Annotated in this window: 18 protein-coding genes; 11 read left to right on the top strand and 7 right to left on the bottom strand. The window is 62.9% G+C overall.

Going from position 1 to position 24,004, the window contains the following annotated elements:
* Positions 1–65: 65 nt before the first annotated feature.
* Both prmA and ACFWHB_RS16550 read left to right on the top strand, forming a co-directional pair.
* Entirely contained in the window at positions 66–944 is an 879-nt protein-coding gene (gene prmA, locus ACFWHB_RS16545; RefSeq protein WP_234568670.1) for a 50S ribosomal protein L11 methyltransferase, read from the top strand.
* A 222-nt stretch (positions 945–1,166) separates the two neighbouring features.
* Positions 1,167–1,757, top strand: a complete 591-nt coding sequence (locus ACFWHB_RS16550; RefSeq protein WP_395948875.1) for a sugar O-acetyltransferase — start codon at positions 1,167–1,169, stop codon at positions 1,755–1,757.
* Positions 1,758–2,189: 432 nt separating this feature from the next.
* On the opposite strand, the gene ACFWHB_RS16555 is transcribed toward ACFWHB_RS16550, so the two are convergent.
* Positions 2,190–2,738 carry an NAD(P)H nitroreductase gene (locus tag ACFWHB_RS16555; RefSeq protein ID WP_395948876.1) on the bottom strand — a complete coding sequence of 183 codons (549 nt, stop codon included), beginning with the start codon at positions 2,736–2,738 and terminating at the stop codon, positions 2,190–2,192.
* A 143-nt stretch (positions 2,739–2,881) separates the two neighbouring features.
* Complete coding sequence (locus tag ACFWHB_RS16560; RefSeq protein ID WP_395948877.1) at positions 2,882–4,909, bottom strand: oxidoreductase; 2,028 nt, start codon at positions 4,907–4,909, stop codon at positions 2,882–2,884.
* A gap of 315 nt (positions 4,910–5,224) precedes the next feature.
* On the opposite strand from ACFWHB_RS16560, the gene sppA reads away from it, so the two are divergent.
* Entirely contained in the window at positions 5,225–7,069 is a 1,845-nt protein-coding gene (gene sppA, locus ACFWHB_RS16565) for a signal peptide peptidase SppA (RefSeq protein ID WP_395948878.1), read from the top strand.
* A 70-nt stretch (positions 7,070–7,139) separates the two neighbouring features.
* Here the strand turns inward: sppA and ACFWHB_RS16570 are convergent, their stop codons facing one another.
* A complete protein-coding gene (locus ACFWHB_RS16570) occupies positions 7,140–7,697 on the bottom strand; it encodes an NUDIX domain-containing protein (protein ID WP_213345087.1) in 558 nt (185 codons plus the stop codon).
* Positions 7,694–8,497 carry a DUF2989 domain-containing protein gene (locus ACFWHB_RS16575; RefSeq protein ID WP_289975875.1) on the bottom strand — a complete coding sequence of 268 codons (804 nt, stop codon included), beginning with the start codon at positions 8,495–8,497 and terminating at the stop codon, positions 7,694–7,696. Before ACFWHB_RS16575 ends, ACFWHB_RS16570 begins: the two co-directional genes overlap by 4 nt.
* Before the next feature lie 210 nt (positions 8,498–8,707).
* Here ACFWHB_RS16575 and ACFWHB_RS16580 point away from each other — a divergent pair, with 210 nt between their 5' ends.
* Positions 8,708–10,141, top strand: coding sequence for a glyceraldehyde-3-phosphate dehydrogenase (locus ACFWHB_RS16580; RefSeq protein WP_234568676.1), 1,434 nt, complete (start codon positions 8,708–8,710; stop codon positions 10,139–10,141).
* Positions 10,142–10,197: 56 nt separating this feature from the next.
* Positions 10,198–10,476, top strand: a complete 279-nt coding sequence (locus tag ACFWHB_RS16585; RefSeq protein ID WP_025326001.1) for a YeaC family protein — start codon at positions 10,198–10,200, stop codon at positions 10,474–10,476.
* Positions 10,477–10,872: 396 nt separating this feature from the next.
* Here ACFWHB_RS16585 and ansA read toward each other — a convergent pair whose 3' ends face one another.
* Positions 10,873–11,880 carry an asparaginase gene (gene ansA, locus ACFWHB_RS16590; protein WP_042648756.1) on the bottom strand — a complete coding sequence of 336 codons (1,008 nt, stop codon included), beginning with the start codon at positions 11,878–11,880 and terminating at the stop codon, positions 10,873–10,875.
* 433 nt (positions 11,881–12,313) lie between these two features.
* On the opposite strand from ansA, the gene gltS reads away from it, so the two are divergent.
* Positions 12,314–13,513, top strand: a complete 1,200-nt coding sequence (gene gltS, locus ACFWHB_RS16595) for a sodium/glutamate symporter (protein WP_025325999.1) — start codon at positions 12,314–12,316, stop codon at positions 13,511–13,513.
* Positions 13,514–13,742: 229 nt separating this feature from the next.
* Here gltS and ACFWHB_RS16600 read toward each other — a convergent pair whose 3' ends face one another.
* Entirely contained in the window at positions 13,743–15,614 is a 1,872-nt protein-coding gene (locus ACFWHB_RS16600) for a methyl-accepting chemotaxis protein (protein ID WP_106887660.1), read from the bottom strand.
* A 255-nt stretch (positions 15,615–15,869) separates the two neighbouring features.
* Here ACFWHB_RS16600 and prfB point away from each other — a divergent pair.
* Both prfB and lysS read left to right on the top strand, forming a co-directional pair.
* A protein-coding gene (gene prfB / locus ACFWHB_RS16605; protein WP_106887661.1) for a peptide chain release factor 2 occupies positions 15,870–16,968 on the top strand; the annotation gives its coding sequence in 2 pieces (ribosomal slippage) (positions 15,870–15,944 and positions 15,946–16,968; 1,098 coding nt in all).
* 20 nt (positions 16,969–16,988) lie between these two features.
* Positions 16,989–18,527, top strand: coding sequence for a lysine--tRNA ligase (gene lysS / locus ACFWHB_RS16610; RefSeq protein WP_267966728.1), 1,539 nt, complete (start codon positions 16,989–16,991; stop codon positions 18,525–18,527).
* Positions 18,528–18,642: 115 nt separating this feature from the next.
* Here the strand turns inward: lysS and ACFWHB_RS16615 are convergent, their stop codons facing one another.
* Complete coding sequence (locus ACFWHB_RS16615; RefSeq protein WP_395948879.1) at positions 18,643–19,443, bottom strand: PhzF family phenazine biosynthesis protein; 801 nt, start codon at positions 19,441–19,443, stop codon at positions 18,643–18,645.
* A 185-nt stretch (positions 19,444–19,628) separates the two neighbouring features.
* On the opposite strand from ACFWHB_RS16615, the gene ACFWHB_RS16620 reads away from it, so the two are divergent.
* The 3 genes from ACFWHB_RS16620 to ACFWHB_RS16630 are packed head-to-tail and all read left to right on the top strand — an operon-like array spanning position 19,629 to position 23,939.
* Positions 19,629–21,419, top strand: coding sequence for an assimilatory sulfite reductase (NADPH) flavoprotein subunit (locus ACFWHB_RS16620; protein ID WP_395950215.1), 1,791 nt, complete (start codon positions 19,629–19,631; stop codon positions 21,417–21,419).
* Positions 21,419–23,143: an assimilatory sulfite reductase (NADPH) hemoprotein subunit gene (gene cysI / locus ACFWHB_RS16625; RefSeq protein WP_395948880.1), complete on the top strand. Its 1,725-nt coding sequence runs from the start codon at positions 21,419–21,421 to the stop codon at positions 23,141–23,143. The genes ACFWHB_RS16620 and cysI overlap by 1 nt, the downstream gene beginning before the upstream one ends.
* Positions 23,133–23,939: a phosphoadenylyl-sulfate reductase gene (locus ACFWHB_RS16630; RefSeq protein ID WP_289984996.1), complete on the top strand. Its 807-nt coding sequence runs from the start codon at positions 23,133–23,135 to the stop codon at positions 23,937–23,939. The genes cysI and ACFWHB_RS16630 overlap by 11 nt, the downstream gene beginning before the upstream one ends.
* Positions 23,940–24,004 lie beyond the last annotated feature (65 nt).

Below are 24,004 nucleotides of genomic sequence, written 5' to 3' on the forward strand. Positions count from 1 at the left end.
ACCACGACAGCACAGGCCCATGATGATAGAATCCCGCGGTTTCACATTTATGAAGAGTCGACCCCATGCCCTGGATACAAATTCGAATCAACGCCACCGCCAAGACCGCGGACAAGGTGAGCAACATGCTGCTGGGGCGTGGAGCCCAGGCGGTGACCTTTATGGATGCCCAGGATGTGCCCGTTTACGAGCCGCTGCCTGGTGAAACGCCGCTCTGGGGCGAGACCGAGGTGATGGGGCTGTTCGATGCCGAAACCGACCCGGCGCCCACCATCGCCTTCTTCCAGCAGATCTTCGGGGAAGACGTCGGCTACAAGGTCGAGCAGCTGGAAGACAAGGACTGGGTACGCGAGTGGATGGATCACTTCCACCCCATGCAGTTCGGCGAGCGGCTCTGGATCTGCCCGAGCTGGCGCGACGTACCCAACCCGGATGCGGTCAACGTCATGCTGGATCCGGGCCTGGCCTTCGGTACCGGCACCCACCCCACCACGGCGCTCTGCCTGCAGTGGCTAGACGGGCTGGATCTGGCCGGCAAGACTGTGGTCGACTTCGGTTGCGGCTCCGGCATCCTCGGCATCGCCGCCCTGAAGCTGGGCGCCGCCCGTGTTATCGGCATCGACATAGATCCGCAGGCCATCCAGGCCAGCCATGACAACGCCGAACGCAACGGCGTCGCCGGCCAGATCGAGCTCTATCTGCCGGCCGACCAGCCGCAAGGGGTGGAAGCGGACGTTGTGGTGGCCAACATACTGGCCGGCCCGCTGCGCGAGCTGGCGCCGCTTATCGCCGGCCACGGCAAGCCCGGCAGCCTGATGGCGCTCTCCGGCGTGCTGGAGAGCCAAGCCCCCGAGCTGGAGACCATCTACGGTCAGTGGTTCGACATGGACCCGACCGCAGTGAAGGAAGAGTGGTGCCGCCTCTCAGGCCGCAAGCACGACTGATTGCAAGAGGCCATCACTGTGGCAACACTGCGGCCGCAAACACGGCTGATAACAACAGTCATCCTCTATATCTGCAGCAGCATACCAACAAGGGCACCCCAGGGTGCCCTTGTTGTTTCCGGCGCCAGCTGCGCGCCCTTTCGCCCACTCTGGGGAGAGCTTCACGCTTCTCTGCCTCTCGATGACTTATCCTCTCTTCCTCCATTCCATTGAGGCCCAGCCATGACAGAATACGAAAAGATGCTAGCCAGCCAGCCCTACAACTGCATGGCCCCCGAGCTGGATCTCCTGCGCCGGGAGACGGCGCGCCGCTATCGCAGCTTCAATCGCGCGGACGAGGAGGAGCAGCTGACGCAGCTCAAAGAGATCGTCGGCGAGCTGGCAGAAAGCGCCTTTATCTGCCCGCCCCTCTACTGCACCTATGGCCGCCACATCCACCTTGGCGAGCGCAGCTACATCAACATGGGGGCCACCCTGCTGGACAACGCGCCTATTCGCATCGGCACGGACGTCATGATAGGGCCGAACGTACAGATCTATACCGCCGCCCACGCCCTGGATGCCGATGAGCGCATCCAGGGGGTAGAGACGGCGCTGCCGGTCACCATAGAAGACAGGGTCTGGATCGGCGGTGGCGCCATACTGCTGCCTGGGATCACCATAGGGCGGGAGGCCATAGTCGGCGCGGGCGCCGTGGTGACCAGAGATGTCCCGGCCGGAGCCCGGGTGGTGGGCAACCCGGCCCACATCCTGCCCGCCAGGGACAAGATGCCAGTGACCGAGAGCCAGGGGCAAAAATTCCCATCAACATAAAGCCCGATATCATCAAGGCCCGTAAGACGGTAAAAAGAGGCCGCCCAGAGGCGCAGAGGGGCTGGGGCTGGGGCTGGGGCTGGGGCTGGGGCTGGGGCTGGGGCTGGGGCTGAAGCAGAAAACCGCCCATAAAAATAAAGCCCAATGTCATAACGACGTTGGGCTGTAAAAAGGTGCTACGGAATTGCGACTCTCATCGCAGAAAATTAGAAGGGGTCACCTTCTAAACTGGCAGTGGGATAATAACGGGGCGCAAACGTTTTACGTAGGGTAATCAACCAGGATTGAGAACAGCCTCTCACTATTCAAAAAATTCCCAGGCAAGCCCGAACTCCCCCTTGGCAAGTTTCCATTTATCAGTACAGCCTGCCATCATTTTGGGGTAAATAAAAAAGCCCTGGATAATCAGGGCCTTTCTGCACTGTCCCTGGCTTAGAAGCGACGCACGAAGTCAGCGACAGGCAACTCCCGCAGCTTACGCGCCTCCAACATAGGGGTGCCCAGGTAGAGGAAGCCCACCAGTTGATCCTCCGGTGCCAGCCCCAGCCCCTGATTGATCACCTCGTCGAAGATGAACCAGCCGGAGCGCCAGATGCCGTTGAACCCCTGTGCCAGGGCCGCCATCTGCATCGCCATCAGGGCGCAGCCGGCAGAAAGCTCCTGCTCCAGCCTGGGCACCTTGGGGTGTGCCTGATAGCGGGTCGCGACGGCCACCACTAAGGGCGCTCGCAGAGGCGCCTCACTGCACTTCTTGATGCTCTCGTCGTCCTCGCCCCGGGCGCGAGCCGCATCCGCCAGCAGGGCCCCCAGTCGCTCGCGCCCCTCCCCTTCAAACAGGATGAACTGCCAGGGGGTCAGGGTGCCGTGATCCGGTGCCCGCAGGCCGGCCTTCAGAATATTGTCGAGCACCTCGCCACTCGGAGCCGGAGTGGTCAGACGGCCACAGGAGTGGCGGTTGAGTAACAGGGAGAGGGCATCCATGGTCAGTTCCTTATCAGGGGGCAATGATGGCGCTACCTTAGCACAGCCCGAAGGGGAGCACAGCCAGGGCCGGCCCGCGCCACCAATAGAAACCCCCTGATAGTCAGGGGGTTATCATCATGCTGTCAGCCAAGGCCAGGGCGCTAGATAACGGACGCCAGCTCGGCCCCCTGGCGGATGGCCCGCTTGGCGTCCAGCTCCGCCGCCACGTCGGCACCGCCTATGATGTGCACCGGCTTGCCCGCCGCCTGCAGACCGGCCTGCAGCTCCCGCAGGGGCTCTTGCCCGGCGCAGATGATCACCTGATCCACCGGCAGGCACTGCCTGGTCTCACCCACCTGGATGTGCAGCCCCTCGTCGTCGATGCGCAGGTACTGCACGCCGGAGAGCATCTGCACCTTGCGGTTCTTGAGCACGGTTCTGTGGATCCAGCCTGTGGTCTTGCCCAGGCCATCCCCCACCTTGCTCTCCTTGCGCTGGAGCAACCAGATCTGGCGCTCGGGAGCGTCTATCTCGGGCTTGATCAGGCCGCCGCGCTCACCCAGGCTCTTGTCGATGCCCCACTCCCTGAGCCAGTGATCGCGATGATGATCCGCGCTCCCCTCCGCCTTCTTCTCCACCAGGAACTCGGCCACGTCGAAGCCGATGCCGCCAGCCCCGATCACCGCCACCTTCTGGCCCACCGGCTTGCCATCGCGCAATACATCGAGGTAGTTCAATACCTTGGGATGCTCGATCCCTGGGATGTTGGGGGTGCGCGGGCGTATACCGGTGGCGAGGATCACCTCGTCAAAACCGCCGCCAAGCAGGCTCTCTGCGCTCTGGCGCTGGCCGAGATAGAGCTCGACGCCGCACTTCTCCAGCCGTCTGGCGAAGTAGCGCAGGGTCTCATGAAACTCCTCCTTTCCCGGGATCTGCTTGGCGAAGTTGAACTGACCGCCTATGGTCGGCGCCTGATCGAACAGGCTCACCTGATGGCCACGCTCGGCGGCGTAGCAGGCGAACGCCAGCCCGGCAGGCCCGGCCCCCACCACCGCCAGCTTCTTGGGCTGGGGCACCCGGCCAAACGTCAACTCGGTCTCGAAACAGGCGCGGGGATTGACCAGGCAGGAGGCGCGTTTTTGCTTGAACACGTGATCCAGGCAGGCCTGGTTGCAGGCGATGCAGGTGTTGATCTCGTCCGCCCGGTTCTCGGCGGCCTTAATGACAAATTCAGGGTCGGCCAGGAATGGGCGCGCCATGGAGACCATGTCCGCCTCCCCCTGCGCCAAGATGCGCTCGGCCACCTCGGGGGTGTTGATGCGGTTGGTGGTGATAAGCGGCACAGTGAGGTGCTTTTTCAGCTCGGCGGTCACCCAGCTGAAGGCGCCCCGCGGCACGCTGGTGGCTATGGTGGGGATGCGCGCCTCGTGCCAGCCGATGCCGGTGTTGATGAGGCTCACCCCTGCCTGCTCCAGCGCTTTCCCGAGCGCTATCACCTCCTCCAGGGAGGAGCCCTTCTCCACCAGATCCAGCATGGAGAGACGGAAGATGATGATGAAGTCGGTGCCGACCCGCTCGCGAATGGCCCGCACTATTTCCAGCGGGAAGCGCATGCGGTTTTCGCTGCTGCCGCCCCAGCCGTCGCTGCGCTGGTTGGTGCGCTCGCAGATGAACTGGTTGATGAGATAACCTTCCGACCCCATCACCTCGACCCCGTCATAGCCCGCCGCCTTGGCGAGGGCCGCGGTCGAGGCGAAGTCCCGTATGGTGCCACGGATCTGCCGCTCGCTCATGGCCCGCGGCTTGAACGGAGAGATGGGAGCCCTGATGGCGCTCGGCGCCAGGCTGAACGGATGGTAGGCATAGCGACCGGCATGGAGGATCTGCAGGGCTATCTTGCCCCCCTCCTGATGCACGGCGCCGGTCACCTTCTTGTGCTTGGCGACCTGCCAGGGGAAGCTGAGCTGGGAGCCATGGGGCACCAGGCGCCCCCGCAGATTCGGCGCTATGCCGCCGGTGACTATAAGGCCGACACCGCCGCGGGCGCGCTCGGCGTAGAAGGCGGCCAGCTTGTCAAAGCCCCCCTTCTCCTCCTCGAGGCCGGTATGCATGGAGCCCATCAAGACCCGGTTCTTCAACTGGGTAAAGCCGAGATCCAGGGGAGTCAGCAGGGTGGGATAAAGGCTCATGATGTGGCTCCTTGCAAGACAGGGGCGCAGGGGATCGCGAGCACACTGCGACGCGAGGGGGCACAAGCTGACTCAAGAGGGATCGGCAACGTCGGGTAGCGGCTCACAGGGCCTCCAGTTAATTTTTTGTTATCAAATTGAGGCTAGAGTAAAGAATCAAAAATCCTTTTTCAAACAAATGTTTGGACATTTTTTCGGCGAACAGCCGTATCCCGAAGCCAGGGGGAGCGATCGCGGCCAAGCGAAAATGGCAATTGGCGGGTCAACTGGTTAATAATGCCCTTCTCTACCCATTAACAGGGCGTTAGCACGGCTATGTCTATTTTCAAAGGTCTGGGGTGGCTGTTTCGCAGCCTTTGGCGTCTGCTCAACTTTACCCGCTTGATGCTGGTCAATCTGCTGTTTCTCATCGTCGTGCTGGTCATCGCCTTCAGCCTCAACCAGAGCGAGACCCCCAGCACCCCCATAGAGGGCGCCCTCACCCTCAATCTCGCCGGCGTACTGGTGGAGCAACGCACCCAAACCGATCCGACGGTGCAGCTGCTGAGACAGATGGAGAAAAGCGACGATCAGCCCAGTGAAATCGTCCTCTCCGACCTGCTGTGGGCCATCAAGAGCGCGGGGGAGGACGATCGCATCAAGGCGCTGGTGATCAAGCCCCAGGGACTGCAGGGGGCCAGCCTCTCCAAGCTGCAGGAGGTGGCCAGCGCCATAGACGCATTCAAGGAGAGCGGCAAGCCGGTCATCGCCATGGCCGACTACTACAGCCAGGGCGCCTACCTGCTCGCCGCCCATGCCGATCACGTGCTGCTCAACCAGAGCGGTGCCGTGCTGATCGAAGGCTTTGGGGTCTACCAGACCTACTTCAAGTCGGCGCTGGAGAAGCTCAACGTCACCCCCCATGTGTTCAAGGTCGGCACCTACAAATCCTTCGTCGAGCCCTATACCCGTGACGAGATGTCCCCCGAGAGCAAGGAGGCGAACCAGCGCTGGCTGGATCAGCTGTGGCAATCCTATGTCACCGACGTGGCCGAGCAGCGGGAGATAGAGCCCGATGCCGTCGCGCCAGACAAGGATCACTTCCTCGAGCTGCTGCGCAAGGCCGGTGGCAATGCCGCCAGCTACGCCCTCGACAACGGTCTGGTGGATCAGCTCGCCACCCGCGACGAGATGACCCAGGCGGTCATCAAGGAGGTGGGTGAGAGCGAGGATCACGGCTGGAAAGGGGTCGGCCTGAAAGAGTATCTGGCCGCCATCCCCGAGCAATATCCCCAGAGCGGCAAGGACGAGGTGGGTCTCATCACCGCCAGCGGCGCCATCATGGACGGGATCCAGCCGGCCGGCACCATAGGCGGTGACAGCCTCTCCGAGCTGCTGGCAGAGGCCCGCCGCGACGACCAGATCAAAGCCGTGGTGCTGCGGGTCGACAGCCCAGGGGGCAGCGCCTTCGCCGCCGAGCAGATCCGTGCCGAGCTGCTGGCCCTGAAACAGGCGGGCAAGCCGGTGGTCATCTCCATGGGCAGCTACGCAGCCTCCGGGGGTTACTGGATCTCCGCCGATGCGGACAAGATCTTCGCCTCCCCCACCACACTCACCGGCTCCATCGGTGTGTTCGGCATGTTCGCCACCATCGACAAGGCGCTCTCCCAGTACGGGGTACACACCGACGGCGTCGGCACCACAGACTTCGTGGGGGTCGGGCTGACCCGGGCCCTGCCGGAGCACGTCGGCCAGGCCATCCAGCTGAGCGTGGAAGACACCTACCAACGCTTCGTCGGTCTGGTCGGCAAGGGCCGCGGCCTGAGCCCGGAAGAGGCGGAGAAAGCCGCCGAAGGCCGGGTCTGGACCGGTCAGGATGCCAAGGAGCTGGGGCTGGTGGACGAGTTCGGCAACCTGGACGACGCCCTCAAGGCCGCCGCCGAGCTCGCCAACCTCAAGAGCTGGCAGGTCACCCCCATAGCGCCGGAAGAGTCGGCAAGGGACAAGTTCCTGCGCGAGCTGTTTGACAGCAGCGCCCAGGCGCTGGCCCCGCACCTGCAAAGCTGGCTGCCCGCAGGATTGGGCCAGGCGCTGGTGGAGATGAACCGCAGTCTGGATCCGCTGACCCGCTTCAATGACCCGCAAGGCACCTACGCCTTCTGCCCGGTCTGCGTGCCCTGAGACTGACAGTGTGCCGAAAACAAATAAACCGCCGAAAGGCGGTTTTTTTGTCTTCAGAAACCCATGACTATCAGCTCAGCAACCCGGCCTCTGCCCAGTGCTGCAATTCGGCCAGCACCCGGGTCTCGCGCACAGTCCACTGGGGGCAGGGGCCGGCCAGCTGGGTCTTGTTGGTCTGCAGGGCCTCTTCCAGGGCGAACCAGCCCGGGGTGAAGCCAAGACGTATCTCGTAGGGCTGGGGGTGCGGCTCGCACCAGTCCTCCCCCACCTGACAGAGGTAATAGAAGGAGCGGATGCAGTAGGCGTCATAGTCGGCCTCGCGGGCGGCGCGAAACTCCCGGGTCTGCCCGAGCAGCAGACCCACGGCCACCAGCTCGGCGCCGCACTCTTCCCGCAGCTCCCGGGCCAGGGCCGTATGGTGGCACTCCCCCGCCTCTATGCCGCCCCCGGGGAACATGAGATCCCCGTTGACGCGAGAGTGCACCAGCAGCAGTTCATCCCCGCGCATCACCACGGCCCTGACCGTGGTCCGCTCGAGCACCCGCCCCTCGCAAGGGACCTGACCATGGACGAGGCGAATGTCGAAGGCATGGGCCCACTCAAGGGCTCCGGATGGCAGCGGTATCATGGGGCCTGGTAGCTCCCTTGTCTGAGCGCCTCGACTATGGTGGCGGCCGCCTGATCCAGCCTCTCCTGCTGCTCCTTGCCGATGGCGTGGTAGATCCCGAGACGGGTGGACGAGACCTCGGGGGTCTCCTGAAACGACTCGCTCACCTTGCCCCACTGATAGGCCAGATCAAACGCCTTCTGCCCCATGTAGAGGGTGCTGAGGGCGGTGAGGATCCGGCTGTTGACCTTGTCCCCTTCCCCATAGAGGGAGAGGGCGTGATGCATCAGGGCGATGGCCTTCTGGGGCTCGCTCTTGGCATAGATGCCCCCCAGGGCCAGCTGCAGCTCCGGCTCCTCGAGGGCGGGGGTGCCTTCCAGCGCCAGGAAGCTGGCACGGGCCGCTGGATTGGTGTTGTTGGTCCAGTGCCAGAGCAGCAGATAGGGATCCTGGGAGCCACGGGTCTGGGCATCCAGCTGCTCCAGCTGAGCGCCGGCGGCCAGCATGCCCTCCACCCTGGGGCTCTTCTGCTCGCGGGCCCGCTTGTATTCGATGTTGGTGGAGTGTTCGGCGCACTGGAGGTAGCGCTCCAGGTCACGCATCAGCTCGTACCTGTGCCTGTCCGTGCCCTCCTCCTGGAGGTAGTAGCGGGCGCGGATGACATCGCTGCGCTCATGGCGACACCAGCCGTCGTCCACCAGATCCGCACAGAGCGCCGGAGACTGGGTGCAGATGTTGTGGATCCTGTCGTCATCGCAGGCCATCAGCGTCAGACAACAGGCGAGGGGGAGCAGTAACGGACGCTGTGAGAATAGGGTCATGGTTCACATCTGGTTGGTAACAATCGCAACCCGCCCTGGCCACCGCCAACTAGCAAACAGGCTACATATCCATTACAATGCGCGCGCCGTATAAGGCCGCGACTGCAGAATAATATAACGAAACCGTCAGCCCTACACTGATCTGCATTCGACGAATTTCAATTTGCCCAGGCAACTTGCTTCAACAACGTGAAATAAAGGATCTGGTTAATGACCCACGAGCACTACTTGCAGGCGTGGCAGGAGAGCCAGGAGCTCGCCGAAGCCATGCAGCCCTTGATTGGTCGCCTCTACCGACAGCAAGGGATAGAAATCACCCTCTACGGGCGCCCCCTGCAGAACGCCTCCACCATCGACATCCTCAAGGCCCACAGGGTCGTTCGCCGCCACCAGGGCACTCCCCTCCCCATCCAGCAAAGCTTCCCCCTGCTCCAGGCCATGGTCGCCCTGAATCCGACCGCCGCCGAAGTGGATCTCGGCAAGCTGGCGGTGGGTTACTGGCAGGATCACCAGGATGAAGCCGGCATAGACGACTACCTGCGCGCCAAGCTGGCCCCGGCCCTGAACCGCAATTCAGTGCCCGCCCCGACCGACGTGGTGCTCTACGGCTTTGGCCGCATCGGCCGCCTGCTGGCCAGGCTGCTGATCGAGCGCACCGGCGCCGCCAACTCCCTGCGCCTGCGCGCCATAGTCGTGCGTGGCGGTCGCGAGGGGGATCTGGAGAAGCGGGCCAGCCTGCTGCGCCGCGACTCTGTGCACGGTCCCTTCAACGGCTCCATCGAGGTGGATAATGAGCGCAGCGCCATCATCGCCAACGGCACCTTCATCCAGGTGATCTATGCAAACAGCCCGGCCGACATCGACTACACCGCCTATGGCATCGACAATGCGCTGATCGTCGACAACACCGGGGTCTGGCGCGATGAGGGGGGTCTGTCCGAGCACCTCAAGGCGCGCGGCGCCGCCCGTGTGCTGCTGACCGCCCCCGGCAAGGGGGAGATGAAGAACGTGGTGTTCGGGGTCAACCACGAGGTGATAGGCCCGGATGACAAGATCATCTCTGCCGCCTCCTGCACCACAAACGCCATCACACCTGTGCTCAAGGTGATGCAGGACAAGTACGGCATCCGCCACGGCCATGTGGAGACGGTGCACTCCTACACCAACGATCAGAACCTGATCGACAACTATCACAAGGGCGAGCGCCGCGGTCGCAGCGCAGCCCTCAACATGGTGATGACCAGCACAGGCGCCGCCAAGGCGGTGGCCAAGGCGCTGCCCGAGCTCAAGGGCAAGCTGACCGGCAACGCCATCCGGGTGCCGACCCCCAATGTGTCGCTGGCCATCATCAACCTGTCGCTGGAACAGGGCACGGATCGGGAGAGCCTGAACGCCTATCTGCAGCAGATGGCCCTGAGCTCGGCCCTCCATCGCCAGATCGATTACAGCGCCAGCACAGAGCTGGTCTCCTCCGACATGGTGGGTTCGCGCTTCGCGGGCATAGTGGACTCCCAGGCCACCATAGCCGAGGGGGATCACTGCGTGCTTTACGTGTGGTATGACAACGAGTTCGGGTACAGTTGTCAGGTGGTGCGGGTGATGGAGCAGATGGCCGGTGTAGTCCGCCAGGATCTACCGGCATAGTCCGCTAGGATCTGCCCGCCAGATCCCTTCATGGCTCAATTTGCAAGGAGAGGCCAATGTCGTTTCAACAGGTGATAGGGCAGATGCCCAAAGAAGTGTACGAGCGGCTCAAGACCGCGGTCGAGCTGGGCAAGTGGCCGGACGGCCAGCCCCTCACCGAAGAGCAGAAGGCCACCTCGCTGCAGGCCGTGATGGCCTGGCAGGCGATGCACCTTGCCGATCCCGAGCACATGAACATAGGCCGCGACGGCGAGATCGTGATGAAGAGCAAGAGCGAGCTCAAGCGCCAGTATCGCGATGAGGAAGAGATTGTCCGTATCGATCTCAGTCACTGAGGGCGAGCTCAAGCATCAAAGCACCGCGACGAGGAAGAGATAGTGCGGATCGATCTCAGTCACTGAGGGCGAGCTCAAGCATCCAAGCACCGCGATGAGGTAGAGATAGTCCGTACCGATCTCAGTCACTGAGCCTTGCCGCGAGCCATGGTTCGCACGCCACAGCAAAAAGGGGAGCCATAGTGGCTCCCCTCTTTTTTCCTGTCTCTCTGCCGGGTGAGGATATCCCCCTCATCCCCAGCCCTTCTCCCGCCAGGGGAGAAGGGTCTAGGCCCGCAGCTGGCGGATAGCGAGTGGACAAGCTGCCAGCGATCGCCATGACGGGCCTCGCTGCCAGCAGCACCTCGATCTATCCCCTCTCCCCCTGGGAGAGGGCTAGGGTGAGGGCCGCAATGCTCAGGGGGTCAGCTCGCCCCGCAGGGACTGCTGCATCAGCTCGCGGATGCGCGGGGCCGGCAGATCCTGGCTCAGCAGGAAGTGCAGCTTGGTGAGCGCCGCCTCGGCTGTCATGTCAAAGCCCGAGATGACACCGGCCCGGGAGAGGGCGTTGCCGGTGGCATAGCCCCCCATGTTGACCTTGCCGTGCAGGCACTGGCTCAGGTTGACTATGATGACGCCCCGGGCCGAGGCCTCGGAGAGCAGCGCCAGCATGGCCGGGTTCTGGGGCGCATTGCCCACCCCGAAGGAGAGCAGGATCAGCGCCCGCACCGGTTGCTGCAAGATGTTGGCGATTACCTCGGCCGAGATGCCGGGATAGAGGGTCACCACGCCGATGGGCTGGGGGGTGATGTCGTGCAGCACCAGCGGACGCTCGGACGGCACGCCCAGCTCCCCCGCTTCCAGGGAGATGGCGATGCCGGCATTGAGCAGCGGCGGGTAGTTCGGCGAATCGAAGGCGTGGAAGCCGTCCGCGTGCACCTTCTTGCTGCGGTTGCCGCGATAGAGCTGATTGTTGAAAAACAGCGTGACCTCGTGGATCGGGTAGTTGGCCGCGATATAGAGCGCATTGAGCAGGTTTTGCTGGCCGTCTGAACGCAGCTCGGCGAGCGGGATCTGGGAGCCGGTGATGATGACCGGCTTGTGCAGATCTTCAAGCATGAAGGAGAGGGCCGAGGCGGTGAACGACATGGTGTCGGTGCCATGCAGGATCACGAAGCCGTCGTACTGCTCGTAGTTGTCACGAATGTCCTCGGCGATGCGCTGCCAGTCCGCCGGGGTCATGTCGGAGGAGTCGATGAGGGGGGCATATTCGTGGATATGATAATCCGGCATCTCGGGCCGGTGAAACTCGGGCATCCGGGCCAGACAATCTTCCATGAAACCCGCCATCGGCACATAACCGTGGTCGGAACGCTGCATCCCTATGGTGCCACCCGTGTAGGCGATATAGATAGACTTCTTCACACCCTCTCCTCTCTCTGTACTGACAACCGGCGGACAATTCAAGGTTCAACCGATTCCTTCACTTCCTATTCCGGTTCCGCTCATGGGCGGGAAACTGGCGAATTATAGAGACTGCCGCTGCAAATGACAGCAGTCATTGTTGCGGGCCGGAGCACACCCAAGGCATAGTTTTAAATGCTAGGTTAATGCACTGTTTTGAGCATTAATATGATGAACATGGATATAAACGGTGATTTTTGCTACTATCCGGCGGATTTTTCATGAATGTCATCTGGATGCCTGATGAAATCGGGCTCGCATCGATCCCATTTTTGCCTGGGACTGGGGCTGTGGCCCCCTCTTGAACTGGCGCCTGCGCCACACTGTTTTTATCCCGGCTGAATCTGTGAGTCTTTCTCGCCAAAGACACAGCCGATCAACATGGGAGTACCGCATGATACAACTTGATTCCTACGCCACCCTGGTCGCCGCCACCCTGGTGCTGCTGCTCGGCCGTCTGCTGGTCAACCGGATTGGCCCCCTGCGTACCTTCAACATCCCCAAACCGGTGGCAGGCGGCCTGGTGGTCGCCCTGGTGCTGCTGCTGCTGCGCTCCACCATGCAGCTTGAACTGCAATTTGACACCACACTGCAAACCCCGCTGATGCTGGCCTTCTTCGCCTCCATCGGCCTCTCCGCCGATCTGGGCAGCCTCAAGCGCGGCGGCAAGGCGGTGATCACCTTCCTGCTGGTGGTCACCGGCCTGCTGCTGGTGCAAAACAGCCTGGGGGTCGGTCTGGCCACCCTGCTGGGTCTGGACCCGCACATGGGGCTGCTGGCCGGCTCCATCACCCTCTCCGGCGGCCACGGCACAGGCGCGGCCTGGGGCTCCATCTTCACCGAGAAGTACGGCGTGCAATCCGCCGCCGAGCTCGCCATCGCCTGCGCCACCTTCGGCCTGGTGCTGGGCGGCCTCATCGGCGGGCCTGTCGCCCGCTACCTGGTGAAGAAGGTGCAGGTGCCCGGTGAGGAGCACAACCGTGACGGCGCCCCCCAGGGCTTCGAGATGCCGGACATGGAGCGGCCGCTCACCACCTTCAGCCTGATCGAGACCCTGGCCCTGATCGCCATCAGCCTCAAGGGGGGCGAGATGTTCTCCCTCTACCTCAAGGGCAGTGCCCTGGAGCTCCCGGTCTTCGTCTGCGTGCTCTTCGTCGGCGTGCTGCTGCGCAACCTGCTGACCCTGCTCAACTGGCACGAGGTGAGCGATCGGGAGGTCTCCCTGCTCGGCAACGTCAGCCTGTCGCTCTTCCTCGCCATGGCGCTGATGAGCCTGAAGCTGTGGGATCTCGCCAGCCTGGCCCTGCCCATCTTCATCCTGCTGGCCGCCCAGACGGTGGCGATGGCGCTCTACGCCATCTTCGTCACCTTCAGGGTCATGGGCAGCAACTATGACGCGGCCGTGCTGGCGGCGGGCCACTGCGGCTTCGGTCTCGGGGCCACCCCCACCGCCATCGCCAACATGCAGGCCATCACCCAGCGCTTCGGCCCGTCCCACCTGGCGTTCCTGGTGGTGCCCATGGTGGGCGCCTTCTTCATCGACATCATCAACGCCGTGGTGATCAAGCTGTTCCTGGCCCTGCCCTTCCTGTAAGCCCGGGCGCCAGACCCCATATGAAAGAGCCCACCTTTTGGTGGGCTCTTTGCTGGCGCTCTCCCGCCCCCCTGGTTCCCAGGAAGGCCAGAGCATCCCGGGATTCAGCCCCTGCGACAGTCAGGACGCATCACGGCCTTGGCCGGATGACGGACAACAAAAAGCCCCGCACTCCAGTGCGGGGCTTTTTACATCAGGCGCCGCAGTGGCGCCGCTTCTCGACCCTTTCTTACAGGATAAAGGTCGATACCTGCTGGTTCAGATTGGTGGCACGTCCCTTGAGGTGGTGCGCCTGATCCAAATCCCGCATGGCGGCGGCGGTGATCTCGTCGCTCACATCCTTGATGGCGGTGGTGTTCTGGGTGATCTCGCCGGTCACCTGGGTCTGCTCCTCGGCGGCGGTGGCGATCTGACCCGCCATGTCGGAGATGAGGGAGACGGCCTGGGTGATCTCTTCCAACGCCGCGGCCGCGGCATCGGCATCCTTGACGCTGTTGTCCGCCAGCCCCTGGCTGGTCTGCATCAGGCTGACCGCACGGGCCGTGGTCTGCTGCAGCGTCTCTATGGTGGACTGGATCTCCTGGGTGGAGTCCTGAGTACGGCGCGACAGCACCCGCACCTCGTCCGCCACCACGGCGAAACCGCGACCCTGTTCACCGGCACGGGCCGCTTCGATGGCCGCGTTCAGCGCCAGCAGGTTGGTCTGCTCGGCAATGCCCTGAATGGTGGAGAGGATGCCTGAGATGGCCTGGGCGTGGCGGCTCAGCTCGCCGATGACGCCGGTGGCCTGACCCACTTCCTCGGCCAGGTTGTTGATGGACTGGCGAGTCTGGTTCACCAGCATCTTGCCCTGCTCACTGCTCTGGGCAGATTGCTGGGCGGCGGCGGCTGTGTTCTCGGCGTTGCCGGCGATCTCCATGGTGGCGCTCGCCATCTCGGTGACCGCGGTGGCGACCATGGTCACCTCCTGCTGTTGACGCTGCAGCTCTTCCACCGCGGCCTGGTTGGTCACCAGGCTGCGCTCCGCATCGGCATTCAGCTCGTTGGCCAGCTGGCGGATATTGCCGATCAGCTGGTGCTGGCTGCCCACAAAACGGTTGAAGCTGTTGGCCAGCTGGCCCACCTCGTCATTGGCATCGATCTTGATGCGCTGGGTCAGATCGCCGTTACCGTCGGCGATGCGGGCCAGAGCCTGGGAAACCTTGCCAAGGGGGCCCAGCAGCAGGCTGACCAGCCAGGAGATGGCGATGATGCTGCCCACCAGCACCAGCAGGGCCAGGCCGAGCTGGGTCATCAGCAGGGAGGAGAGCGGCGCCTCCAGGGTGGCCTTGTCCAGCACCAGCACCAGCTCCCAGTCGGTGTTCGGGATGTCCGTCGCCCACAGCAGCTTGTCGCGGCCTTCGTTGTCAAAATAGGCGGGGAGCAGGCTGTTGCTGCTCTTGCTCTGCTCGATCAGGGCATTGGAGAGATCGTTGTCGATCTCGCTCGCGGGCTTCATCGCCTTGGCCGCATCTTTATAGGCGATGACGGTGCCGTCCTTGTGCATCAGGATGGCGACACCGTCCGCCGGCAGGGCCATCTTGGTGACATCCTCCACCAGGGAGGCGATGGAGAGATCGCCGCCGACCACGCCGCCCTGGGCCGGTTGGGCCAGGGTCACCACCATGACGTTGTAGGCCACGTCCAGGTAGGGTTTGGTCACTATCATGCCGCCCTTGGCCATGGCTTCCTGATACCAGCCACGGGAGCGGGGATCATAGCCGTCACGGTTGATGGAAGGGTCAGAGTCGTTCATCTTGCCACTGCCCTCACCGAAATAGGTGAGCTGGAAACGGCCGGAAACTTGCGCCTGTTGCAGGGCGTTGAGGGGCTCGGGGCCGGCCTTGTTGCCAAGGGCCTGGATGACATCGCGACGGGCGGCGAGCCAGTCACTGACGCTGGCGGCCTGCTGGCTGCCAAGGCGCTGCACCTGTTCCTGACTGCCTTGCAGCAACAGGGACTTCTGGCTGCTGTAGCTCTGCCAGGAGAGCAGCAGGATCACCAGGGAGAGGGCGATCACCACAGACAACAGTATCTTCTGCTTGAGTGATAGGTTTTTCATCGTGCTTTCTTCTTGTGGGGTCAGGAACAGGATTACTCGAAAAGTGCGCGGCACTCCATGTTGTTGTTAGCGGCCAAAGCGCACAAAACTGAAGCGGAGAATGGCGCGGCTGGCGATATTTTCTGCAAGAAAGCACAAAATAGCCTCCGAAATCGGTGACAGAAGGCGGCCAGGGCCAGCCAACCCTGTTTATTCCTTCCGCAATTGGCTAGAATATCCCGTTTTTAAATCACATCGACCCCGAGAGTTTTCACGATGTTTGAAGTCAATCCTGTATTAAACAAGCTTAAGGAGCTGTCTGAGAGGACCGAGCTGCTTAGGGGGTACCTTTGACTATGACGCCAAGAAAGAGCGTCTAGAAGAGGTCAATGCCGAGCTGGAACAGCCGGATGTCTGGAATGAGCCGGAGCGCGCACAGGCGCTGGGCAAAGAGCGCGTGTCGCTGGACAACGTGGTCAACACCATAGACGTCTTGACACAAGGTGCTGAGGACGTCGAGATGCTGGTCAGCCTGGCGGTCGAAGGCGAAGACGAGGAGACCTTCAACGAGGCCGTGGCCGAAGCCGATCAGCTGGAAGCCAAGCTGGTGGATCTCGAATTCCGTCGCATGTTCTCCGGTCAGCACGACGGCTCCGACTGCTACATCGACATCCAGTCCGGTTCCGGCGGCACCGAGGCCCAGGACTGGGCCAACATGGTGCTGCGCATGTACCTGCGCTGGGGCGATGCCCACGGCTACAAGCCGGAGCTGATCGAGCTGTCTGACGGCGACGTGGCCGGCATCAAGTCCGCCACCGTCAAGTTCACCGGCGAGTATGCCTTCGGCTGGCTGCGCACCGAGACCGGCGTGCACCGCCTGGTCCGCAAGTCACCGTTCGACTCGGGTGGCCGTCGTCATACCTCGTTCTGCTCGGTGTTCGTCTACCCCGAGATCGATGACGACATCGAGATCGACATCAACCCGGCGGATCTGCGCATCGACGTCTACCGTGCCTCCGGCGCCGGTGGTCAGCACGTCAACCGGACCGAGTCCGCGGTGCGTATCACCCACGTCCCCACCGGGGTGGTGGTGCAGTGCCAGAACGACCGTTCCCAGCACAAGAACAAAGATCAGTGTATGAAGCAGCTGAAGGCCAAGCTCTACGAGCTGGAAATTCAGAAGCAGAACGCTGAGAAGCAAGCCCTCGAAGAGACCAAGTCCGACATCGGCTGGGGCAGCCAGATCCGCTCCTACGTACTGGATGACTCCCGTATCAAGGATCTGCGCACCGGCGTCGAGACCCGCAATACCCAATCGGTACTCGACGGCGACTTGGACAAGTTTATCGAAGCCAGCCTGAAATCAGGCCTGTAAACAGAGCAGCAGGAATCACCATGTCTGAACAAACCACTACTCCGGAAGTCGACCAGACTCTCGAACTGAACAACGAGATGACTGAGCGTCGCTCCAAGCTGGCCGCCTTGCGCGCCCAGGGCAACCCTTTCCCCAACGACTTCCGTCGTGACAGCCTGTCCGGCGATCTGCACGCCGAGTTTGGCGACAAGAGCGCCGACGAGCTGGTGGCCTTGAATAAACGGGTGAAGATTGCCGGTCGTATCATGACCCGCCGGATCATGGGCAAGGCTTCCTTCGCGACCCTGCAGGACATGGCTGGCAAGATCCAGATCTACGTGACCCGTGACGACCTGCCGGAAGGCTTCTACAACGAGCAGTTCAAGAAGTGGGATCTGGGGGACATAGTCGGCGTGGAAGGGACCCTGTTCCGCACCAACACCGGCGAGCTCTCCGTCCATGTGGGCGAAATCCGCCTGCTGACCAAGGCACTGCGTCCGCTGCCCGAGAAGCACAAGGGCCTGACCGACCAGGAAGCCCGCTGCCGTCAGCGCTACCTGGATCTGATCGCCAACGAAGAGTCCCGCAAGACCTTCATGATCCGCACCCAGGTGGTTGCCGGCATCCGCAAGTTCTTCAACGAGAAGCGCTTCATGGAAGTGGAAACCCCCATGATGCAGGTCATCCCGGGTGGTGCCTCCGCGCGTCCCTTCGTCACCCACCACAATGCGCTGGACATCGACATGTACCTGCGTATCGCCCCCGAGCTCTATCTGAAGCGTCTGGTGGTCGGTGGTTTCGAGCGCGTCTACGAGATCAACCGCAACTTCCGTAACGAAGGGATCTCGGTGCGTCACAACCCCGAGTTCACCATGATCGAGTTCTACATGGCCTATGCCGACTACATCGATCTGATGGACCTGACCGAGGAGCTGCTGCGCACCCTGGCCCAGGACATCCTGGGTGACACCAAGATCCGTTACGCCAAAGAGGGCGAAGAGGGTCTCACCATCGACTTCGGTCAGCCGTTCCAGCGCCTCACCATGGTCGAGTCCATCCTCAAGTTCAACCCGGATGTGACCCAGGACGATCTGGCCACCCTGGAGAGCGCCACCGCCGTCGCCAAGCGTCTGCACATCGAGCTGATGAAGGGCTGGGAGCTGGGCCACGTGATCACCGCCATCTTCGAAGAGACAGTTGAGCACATGCTGCTGCAACCGACCTTCATCACCGAGTACCCGGCTGCCGTCTCCCCGCTGGCTCGCCGCAACGACAAGAACCCGGACGTGACCGATCGCTTCGAGTTCTTCATCGGCGGCCGCGAGCTGGCCAACGGCTTCTCCGAGCTGAACGATGCGGAAGATCAGGCCAAGCGCTTCCAGGATCAGGTGAACCAGAAAGAAGCGGGCGACGACGAAGCCATGTTCTACGACGCCGACTTCGTCACCGCGCTGGAACACGGCCTGCCGCCCACTGCCGGTCAGGGTATTGGTATCGACCGTCTGGTGATGCTGTTCACCAACAGCCACACCATCCGCGACGTCATCCTGTTCCCGGCCCTGCGTCCGCAACAGAAATAAGCGATCGCCTCAGGCCTGGCCTGATGCCCGATGGCACTGAAAACGCCCCGCAACTGCGGGGCGTTTTTTATGACGAAAACCAAAGCCGGCGAACCGGGCACACCCGGCTGGCGACTTATGGGGCAGGCGGCAGCAGCCACTCCCCCTGCCACAGGGTCAGCGCCTGACCCGACATCCACACCCTATCCCCCTGCAACTCGAGCACCAGCTCCCCGCCCCGCGCGGAGATCTGGCGCGCCCGCAACTGCGTCTTGCCGAGGCGCTCGGCCCAGTAGGGCACCAGGGCGCAGTGGTTGGAGCCGGTGACGGGATCCTCCTCCACCCCGACCCAGGGGGCGAAATAGCGGGAGACGAAGTCATCGCCTCCCCGGCTGGAGGGCGCCGTCACCATCAGGCCACGACCTGGCAGGGCCCGCAGGGCGTGGAAGTCCGGCTTGAGCCCCTGCACCTCTTCTTCGCTCCCCAGCACCAGCAGGAACTTGGCGCCGGCGGCCAGGGTCTGCAGCGGCGTGCAGCCGAGGGCCTCGGCATAGGCGGGATCCAATGCCAGCGGAGCAAGGGGGATGCGCGGAAAGTCGAGCCGGATCCACTCCCCCTCGGCGCTGGCCTCCAGCAGGCCGCTGCGGGTCTCGAAGCGCAGCACCTGAGAGCGGGCCACAGCCCCGGTCTGCCACAGCACATGGGCGGCCGCCAGGGTGCCGTGACCGCAGAGATCCACCTCGACCGTCGGGGTAAACCAGCGCAGCCGATAGTGCGCCTCCCCCAGGGGAGTGAGGAAGGCGGTCTCCGACAGGTTGAACTCCGCCGCCATGGCCTGCAGCTCGGCATCGCTGCGCTCGGGGCCCAATACGACGATGGCGGGGTTGCCCCCGAAGGGGCGCTGGCTGAAGGCATTGACATGGAACAGTCTGGACATCGGCAGATCCTGAGAGGCGGAAGGGGACTCAATATTGCGATTTTTATACCACAGCCGGGGAGCCGCTGAGGCGGATTTCGGCTTTATAAATTCATAAATCGCATAAAGAAGATATTTTTATTCTTTGTTGTTATTCATTGCACCCCTTAACCTGACCAAAAATCAGACCATGGAAGACGTGTGTGATGCAATTGACAGCCCCAATACCCACCATAAGCCCGCTCTCTGACGAGCAGCAGCGCCAGCTGAATCAGGTCTTGTCGACCCTCAACACCCAGCAACTCGCCTGGGTGAGCGGTTATCTCTACGGCCTCTCCCAGTCAGGCGTCCAGAGCGTCGCCACCAGCGCCGCCGTGGCCGCCCCCGGTGGCAGCCTGACCATTCTCTACGGCTCCCAGACCGGCAACGCCAAGGGTGTTGCCAGCGCCATCCAGGCTCAGGCGAAGGCCCACGGCCTGCCGGTGACCCTGACCTCGATGGCAGACTACAAACCCAAGCAGCTCAAGAAAGAGAGCCATCTGCTGGTGATCGTTAGCACTTACGGGGAGGGGGAGCCGCCGGAGAGCGCGGTGGATCTGTTCGAGCAGCTTAAAAAAGGCAAGATAGGCAAACTCGAAGGTCTCAAGTTCGCCGTGTTGGGGCTGGGTGACAGCTCCTACGAATTCTTCTGCCAGACCGGCAAGGACTTCGACGACTTCCTGTCAAAAGCGGGTGCCGAGCGCATTCATGAACTCGCGAGCCTGGATGTGGACTATCAGGATGCAGCCAAGAGTTGGGGCGAGCAGGCTGTCATTGCCGTCGCCGCCACCCTGTCTGCTGGCGCCGCGACAGCCAGCGTAGCGGGTTCGGTGCAGCAAGCCATCGGCCACAGCCAGTATCACAAGGAGAACCCCTTCCCGGCCAAGCTCTCGGTCAATCAGAAGATCACCGGCCGCGACTCCACCAAGGACATCCGCCACATCGAGATCAACCTGGAAGAGTCCGGCATCACTTATCAGCCGGGGGATGCGCTCGGCATCTGGTTCGACAATGACGCCGATCTGGTGGGCGAAGTGCTGGCCCTGACCGGCCTCTCCGGCGATGAAACCACCGCACAGGGCCCCTTGCGCGCGGCCCTGACCCGCCACTTCGAGCTGACCCGCTTGCACGGCGGCTTTATCACAGGACTCGCTGACCTATCGGGCAATCCGGCGCTCAAGGATCTGGCCGGCGACAAGGCCCAGGTCAACGCCCTGGTGGCCAGCGCCCAGGTGGTGGATGTGCTCAAGCGCTTCCCCTCCTCCCTGAGCGCGGATCAGCTTGTCAAACTGCTGCGCCCGCTGACCCCGCGCCTCTACTCCATCGCCTCCGCCCAGAGCGAAGTGGAGGAAGAGGTGCACCTGACAGTCGGCGTGGTGCGCTATCCCCAGGAAGATGGCACAGTGCGATCTGGCGGCGCCTCCTCCTATCTGGCGGACCGTCTGGCCGAGGAGGCCGAGGTGCGGGTGTTCGTGGAGCACAACGACAACTTCCGCCTGCCGGCCAATCCCGATACCCCCGTCATCATGGTGGGTCCGGGCACCGGCATAGCCCCCTTCCGCGCCTTTATGCAGGAGCGTGAGGCACAAGGGGCCGAGGGCAAGAACTGGCTCATCTTCGGCAACCCTCACTTCACCCAGGACTTCCTCTATCAGGTGGAGTGGCAGCGTTATGTGAAATCCGGCCTGCTGTCGAAGATCTCCCTGGCTTTCAGCCGGGATCAGGCCAACAAGATCTATGTGCAGGACCGCCTGCGCGAAGCGGGGCTTGAGCTCTACCAGTGGCTGGAAGCAGGTGCTCACTTCTATGTGTGCGGCGACGCCAACCACATGGCGAAGGATGTGCAGGAGGCCCTGCTGGATGTGATCAGCGATCATGGCCACAAGAGCCGTGAAGAAGCAGAAGAGTATTTGAGCGAATTGCGTCGTGCCAAACGTTATCAAAGGGATGTCTACTGATGAGCAAGCAACCAATCTCGAAACAAGCAGCAGGACCGGTTGAAGGGCCACTGTCCGACAACGAACGCCTCAAGCGCGAGAGCAATTTCCTGCGCGGCACCATAGAGCAGGATCTGCAGGATCCCCTCACCGGTGGCTTTAATGGCGACAACTTCCAGCTGATCCGCTTCCACGGCATGTATCAGCAGGATGACAGAGACATCCGCCCCGAGCGCACCGCCCAGAAGCTGGAGCCCCTGCACAACGTCATGCTCCGCGCCCGCCTGCCGGGCGGCATCATCACCCCGGCCCAGTGGCAGGTGATCGACAAGTTCGCCGAGGAGCACAGCCTCTACGGCAGCATCCGCCTGACCACCCGTCAGACCTTCCAGTTCCACGGCGTGCTCAAGCGCGACATCAAGCTGATGCACCAGACCCTCAACAGCACTGGCATCGACAGCATAGCCACCGCCGGCGACGTGAACCGCAACGTGCTCTGCACCAGCAACCCGGTGGAGTCCGAGCTGCACCAGGAGGCCTACGAGTGGGCCAAGAAGATCTCCGAGCACCTGCTGCCCAAGACCCGCGCCTACGTGGAGATCTGGCTGGATGGCGAGAAGCTGGGGGATGACGAGGAGCCGATCCTGGGTTCCAACTACCTGCCGCGCAAATTCAAGACCACTGTGGTGATCCCGCCCCACAACGATGTGGACATCCACGCCAACGATCTCAACTTCGTGGCCATCGCAGATGGCGGCAAGCTGGTGGGCTTCAACGTACTGGTGGGCGGGGGTCTGGCCATGACCCACGGCGACACCAGCACCTATCCGCGCAAGGCGAGCGATTTCGGCTTCATCCCGCTCTCCCACGTGCTGGAGGTGGCCGCCGCAGTGGTCAGCACCCAGCGCGACTGGGGCAACAGGGTCAACCGCAAGAACGCCAAGACCAAGTACACGCTGGAACGGGTCGGCGCCCCGGCCTTCAAAGCCGAGGTGGAGAGTCGCGCCGGCATCCAGTTCGAGCCGGTTCGCCCCTATGAGTTCACCAGCCGTGGGGATCGCTTCGGCTGGGTGGAAGGGATAGACGGCAAGCACCACCTCACCCTCTTCATCGAGAACGGCCGCCTGCTGGACTTCCCGGGCAAGCCCCTCAAGACCGGCATGCTGGAGATCGCCAAGATCCACCAGGGGGATTTCCGTCTCACCGCCAACCAGAACCTGATCATCGCAGGCGTGCCTGCCAGCGAGAAGGCGCGCATCGAAGCCCTGGCGCGCCAGTACGGTCTGCTGGATGACGGCGTGAGCGAGCAACGCAAGCAGTCCATGGCCTGCGTGGCCCTGCCCACCTGCCCGCTGGCGATGGCAGAAGCGGAGCGCATGCTGCCAGCCTTCGTCACAGACATCGAAGGTCTGCTGGCCAAACACGCGCTGGCGGATGACGCCATCATCTTCCGGGTCACCGGCTGCCCCAACGGCTGCGGCCGCGCCATGCTGGCGGAAGTGGGTCTGGTGGGCAAGGCCCCCGGCCGCTACAACCTGCACCTGGGGGGTAACCTGGAGGGGACCCGGATCCCGCGCCTCTATCAGGAGAACATCACGGAGCCGCAGATCCTGGCCGAACTCGATTCCCTGATCGGCCGCTGGGCCAAGGAGCGCAACCCGAACGAGTGCTTCGGCGACTTCGTGATCCGGGTTGGGGTGATTGCCCCCGTCATCGACTCCGCGAGGGACTTCTATGCAGACTGAACTGACTGATAGCGGGCTGCTGGCGCGCACCACCAACGGGCGGCTCGACCTCGACGCCCTGCTGGCCCTCGGCCGGGAGGAGCAGAGCGAGGCGCTGGCCCCCCTCAACCGGGAGCTGGACGCCATGAGCGCCCCCGAGCGGGTGCGCTGGGCGCTGGCGAATCTGCCGGGGGAACATGTGCTGTCGTCGAGCTTCGGCATCCAGGCGGCACTGATGCTGCACCTGGTGAGCCGCGAGCGGGCCGACGTGCCGGTGGTGCTGACCGATACCGGTTATCTCTTCCCCGAGACCTACCGCTTTATCGACCAGCTGACCGAGCGCCTCAGCCTCAACCTGAAGATCTACCGGGCCGAACTCAGCCCGGCCTGGCAGGAGGCCCGCTTCGGCCTCTTGTGGGAGCAGGGGGTGGAGGGGATCACCCGCTACAACCAGCTCAACAAGGTGGAGCCCATGGACCGCGCCCTGAGCGAGCTCGGCGCCCGTACCTGGTTCTCCGGCCTGCGCCGGGAGCAGGCGGGTAGCCGCGGCAAGCTGCCGGTGCTTGCCATACAGCGCGGCCGCTTCAAGTTCCTGCCGGTGATCGACTGGAGCAACAAGGACGTCTTCTACTACTTCAAGGAGCACGATCTGCCCTACCACCCCCTGTGGGAGCAGGGCTACCTCTCGGTGGGCGATGTGCACACCACCACCAAGTGGGAGCCGGGCATGAGCGAGGAGCAGACCCGCTTCTTCGGCCTCAAGCGTGAATGCGGCCTGCACGAAGAGAGCGGTGAGCACGACGGATCCGGCATCTGAGCCCGGGTGCAAGCGGCTGACCATAAAAAACGCCCGGCAATGGCCGGGCGTTTTGCTTGCTGACA

Origin of the sequence: Aeromonas mytilicola subsp. aquatica (assembly GCF_044336385.1) — a bacterium.
In the GTDB taxonomy this organism is placed as follows: domain Bacteria; phylum Pseudomonadota; class Gammaproteobacteria; order Enterobacterales; family Aeromonadaceae; genus Aeromonas; species Aeromonas rivipollensis.

Bases quoted from the DNA above. Each gene is read 5' to 3' on its own strand.
- prmA (WP_234568670.1), top strand. From the start codon at position 66: ATGCCCTGGATACAAATTCGAATCAACGCCACCGCCAAGACCGCGGAC.
- ACFWHB_RS16550 (WP_395948875.1), top strand. From the start codon at position 1,167: ATGACAGAATACGAAAAGATGCTAGCCAGCCAGCCCTACAACTGCATG.
- ACFWHB_RS16555 (WP_395948876.1), bottom strand. From the start codon at position 2,738: ATGGATGCCCTCTCCCTGTTACTCAACCGCCACTCCTGTGGCCGTCTG.
- ACFWHB_RS16560 (WP_395948877.1), bottom strand. From the start codon at position 4,909: ATGAGCCTTTATCCCACCCTGCTGACTCCCCTGGATCTCGGCTTTACC.
- sppA (WP_395948878.1), top strand. From the start codon at position 5,225: ATGTCTATTTTCAAAGGTCTGGGGTGGCTGTTTCGCAGCCTTTGGCGT.
- ACFWHB_RS16570 (WP_213345087.1), bottom strand. From the start codon at position 7,697: ATGATACCGCTGCCATCCGGAGCCCTTGAGTGGGCCCATGCCTTCGAC.
- ACFWHB_RS16575 (WP_289975875.1), bottom strand. From the start codon at position 8,497: ATGACCCTATTCTCACAGCGTCCGTTACTGCTCCCCCTCGCCTGTTGT.
- ACFWHB_RS16580 (WP_234568676.1), top strand. From the start codon at position 8,708: ATGACCCACGAGCACTACTTGCAGGCGTGGCAGGAGAGCCAGGAGCTC.
- ACFWHB_RS16585 (WP_025326001.1), top strand. From the start codon at position 10,198: ATGTCGTTTCAACAGGTGATAGGGCAGATGCCCAAAGAAGTGTACGAG.
- gltS (WP_025325999.1), top strand. From the start codon at position 12,314: ATGATACAACTTGATTCCTACGCCACCCTGGTCGCCGCCACCCTGGTG.
- ACFWHB_RS16600 (WP_106887660.1), bottom strand. From the start codon at position 15,614: ATGAAAAACCTATCACTCAAGCAGAAGATACTGTTGTCTGTGGTGATC.
- lysS (WP_267966728.1), top strand. From the start codon at position 16,989: ATGTCTGAACAAACCACTACTCCGGAAGTCGACCAGACTCTCGAACTG.
- ACFWHB_RS16615 (WP_395948879.1), bottom strand. From the start codon at position 19,443: ATGTCCAGACTGTTCCATGTCAATGCCTTCAGCCAGCGCCCCTTCGGG.
- ACFWHB_RS16620 (WP_395950215.1), top strand. From the start codon at position 19,629: ATGCAATTGACAGCCCCAATACCCACCATAAGCCCGCTCTCTGACGAG.
- cysI (WP_395948880.1), top strand. From the start codon at position 21,419: ATGAGCAAGCAACCAATCTCGAAACAAGCAGCAGGACCGGTTGAAGGG.
- ACFWHB_RS16630 (WP_289984996.1), top strand. From the start codon at position 23,133: ATGCAGACTGAACTGACTGATAGCGGGCTGCTGGCGCGCACCACCAAC.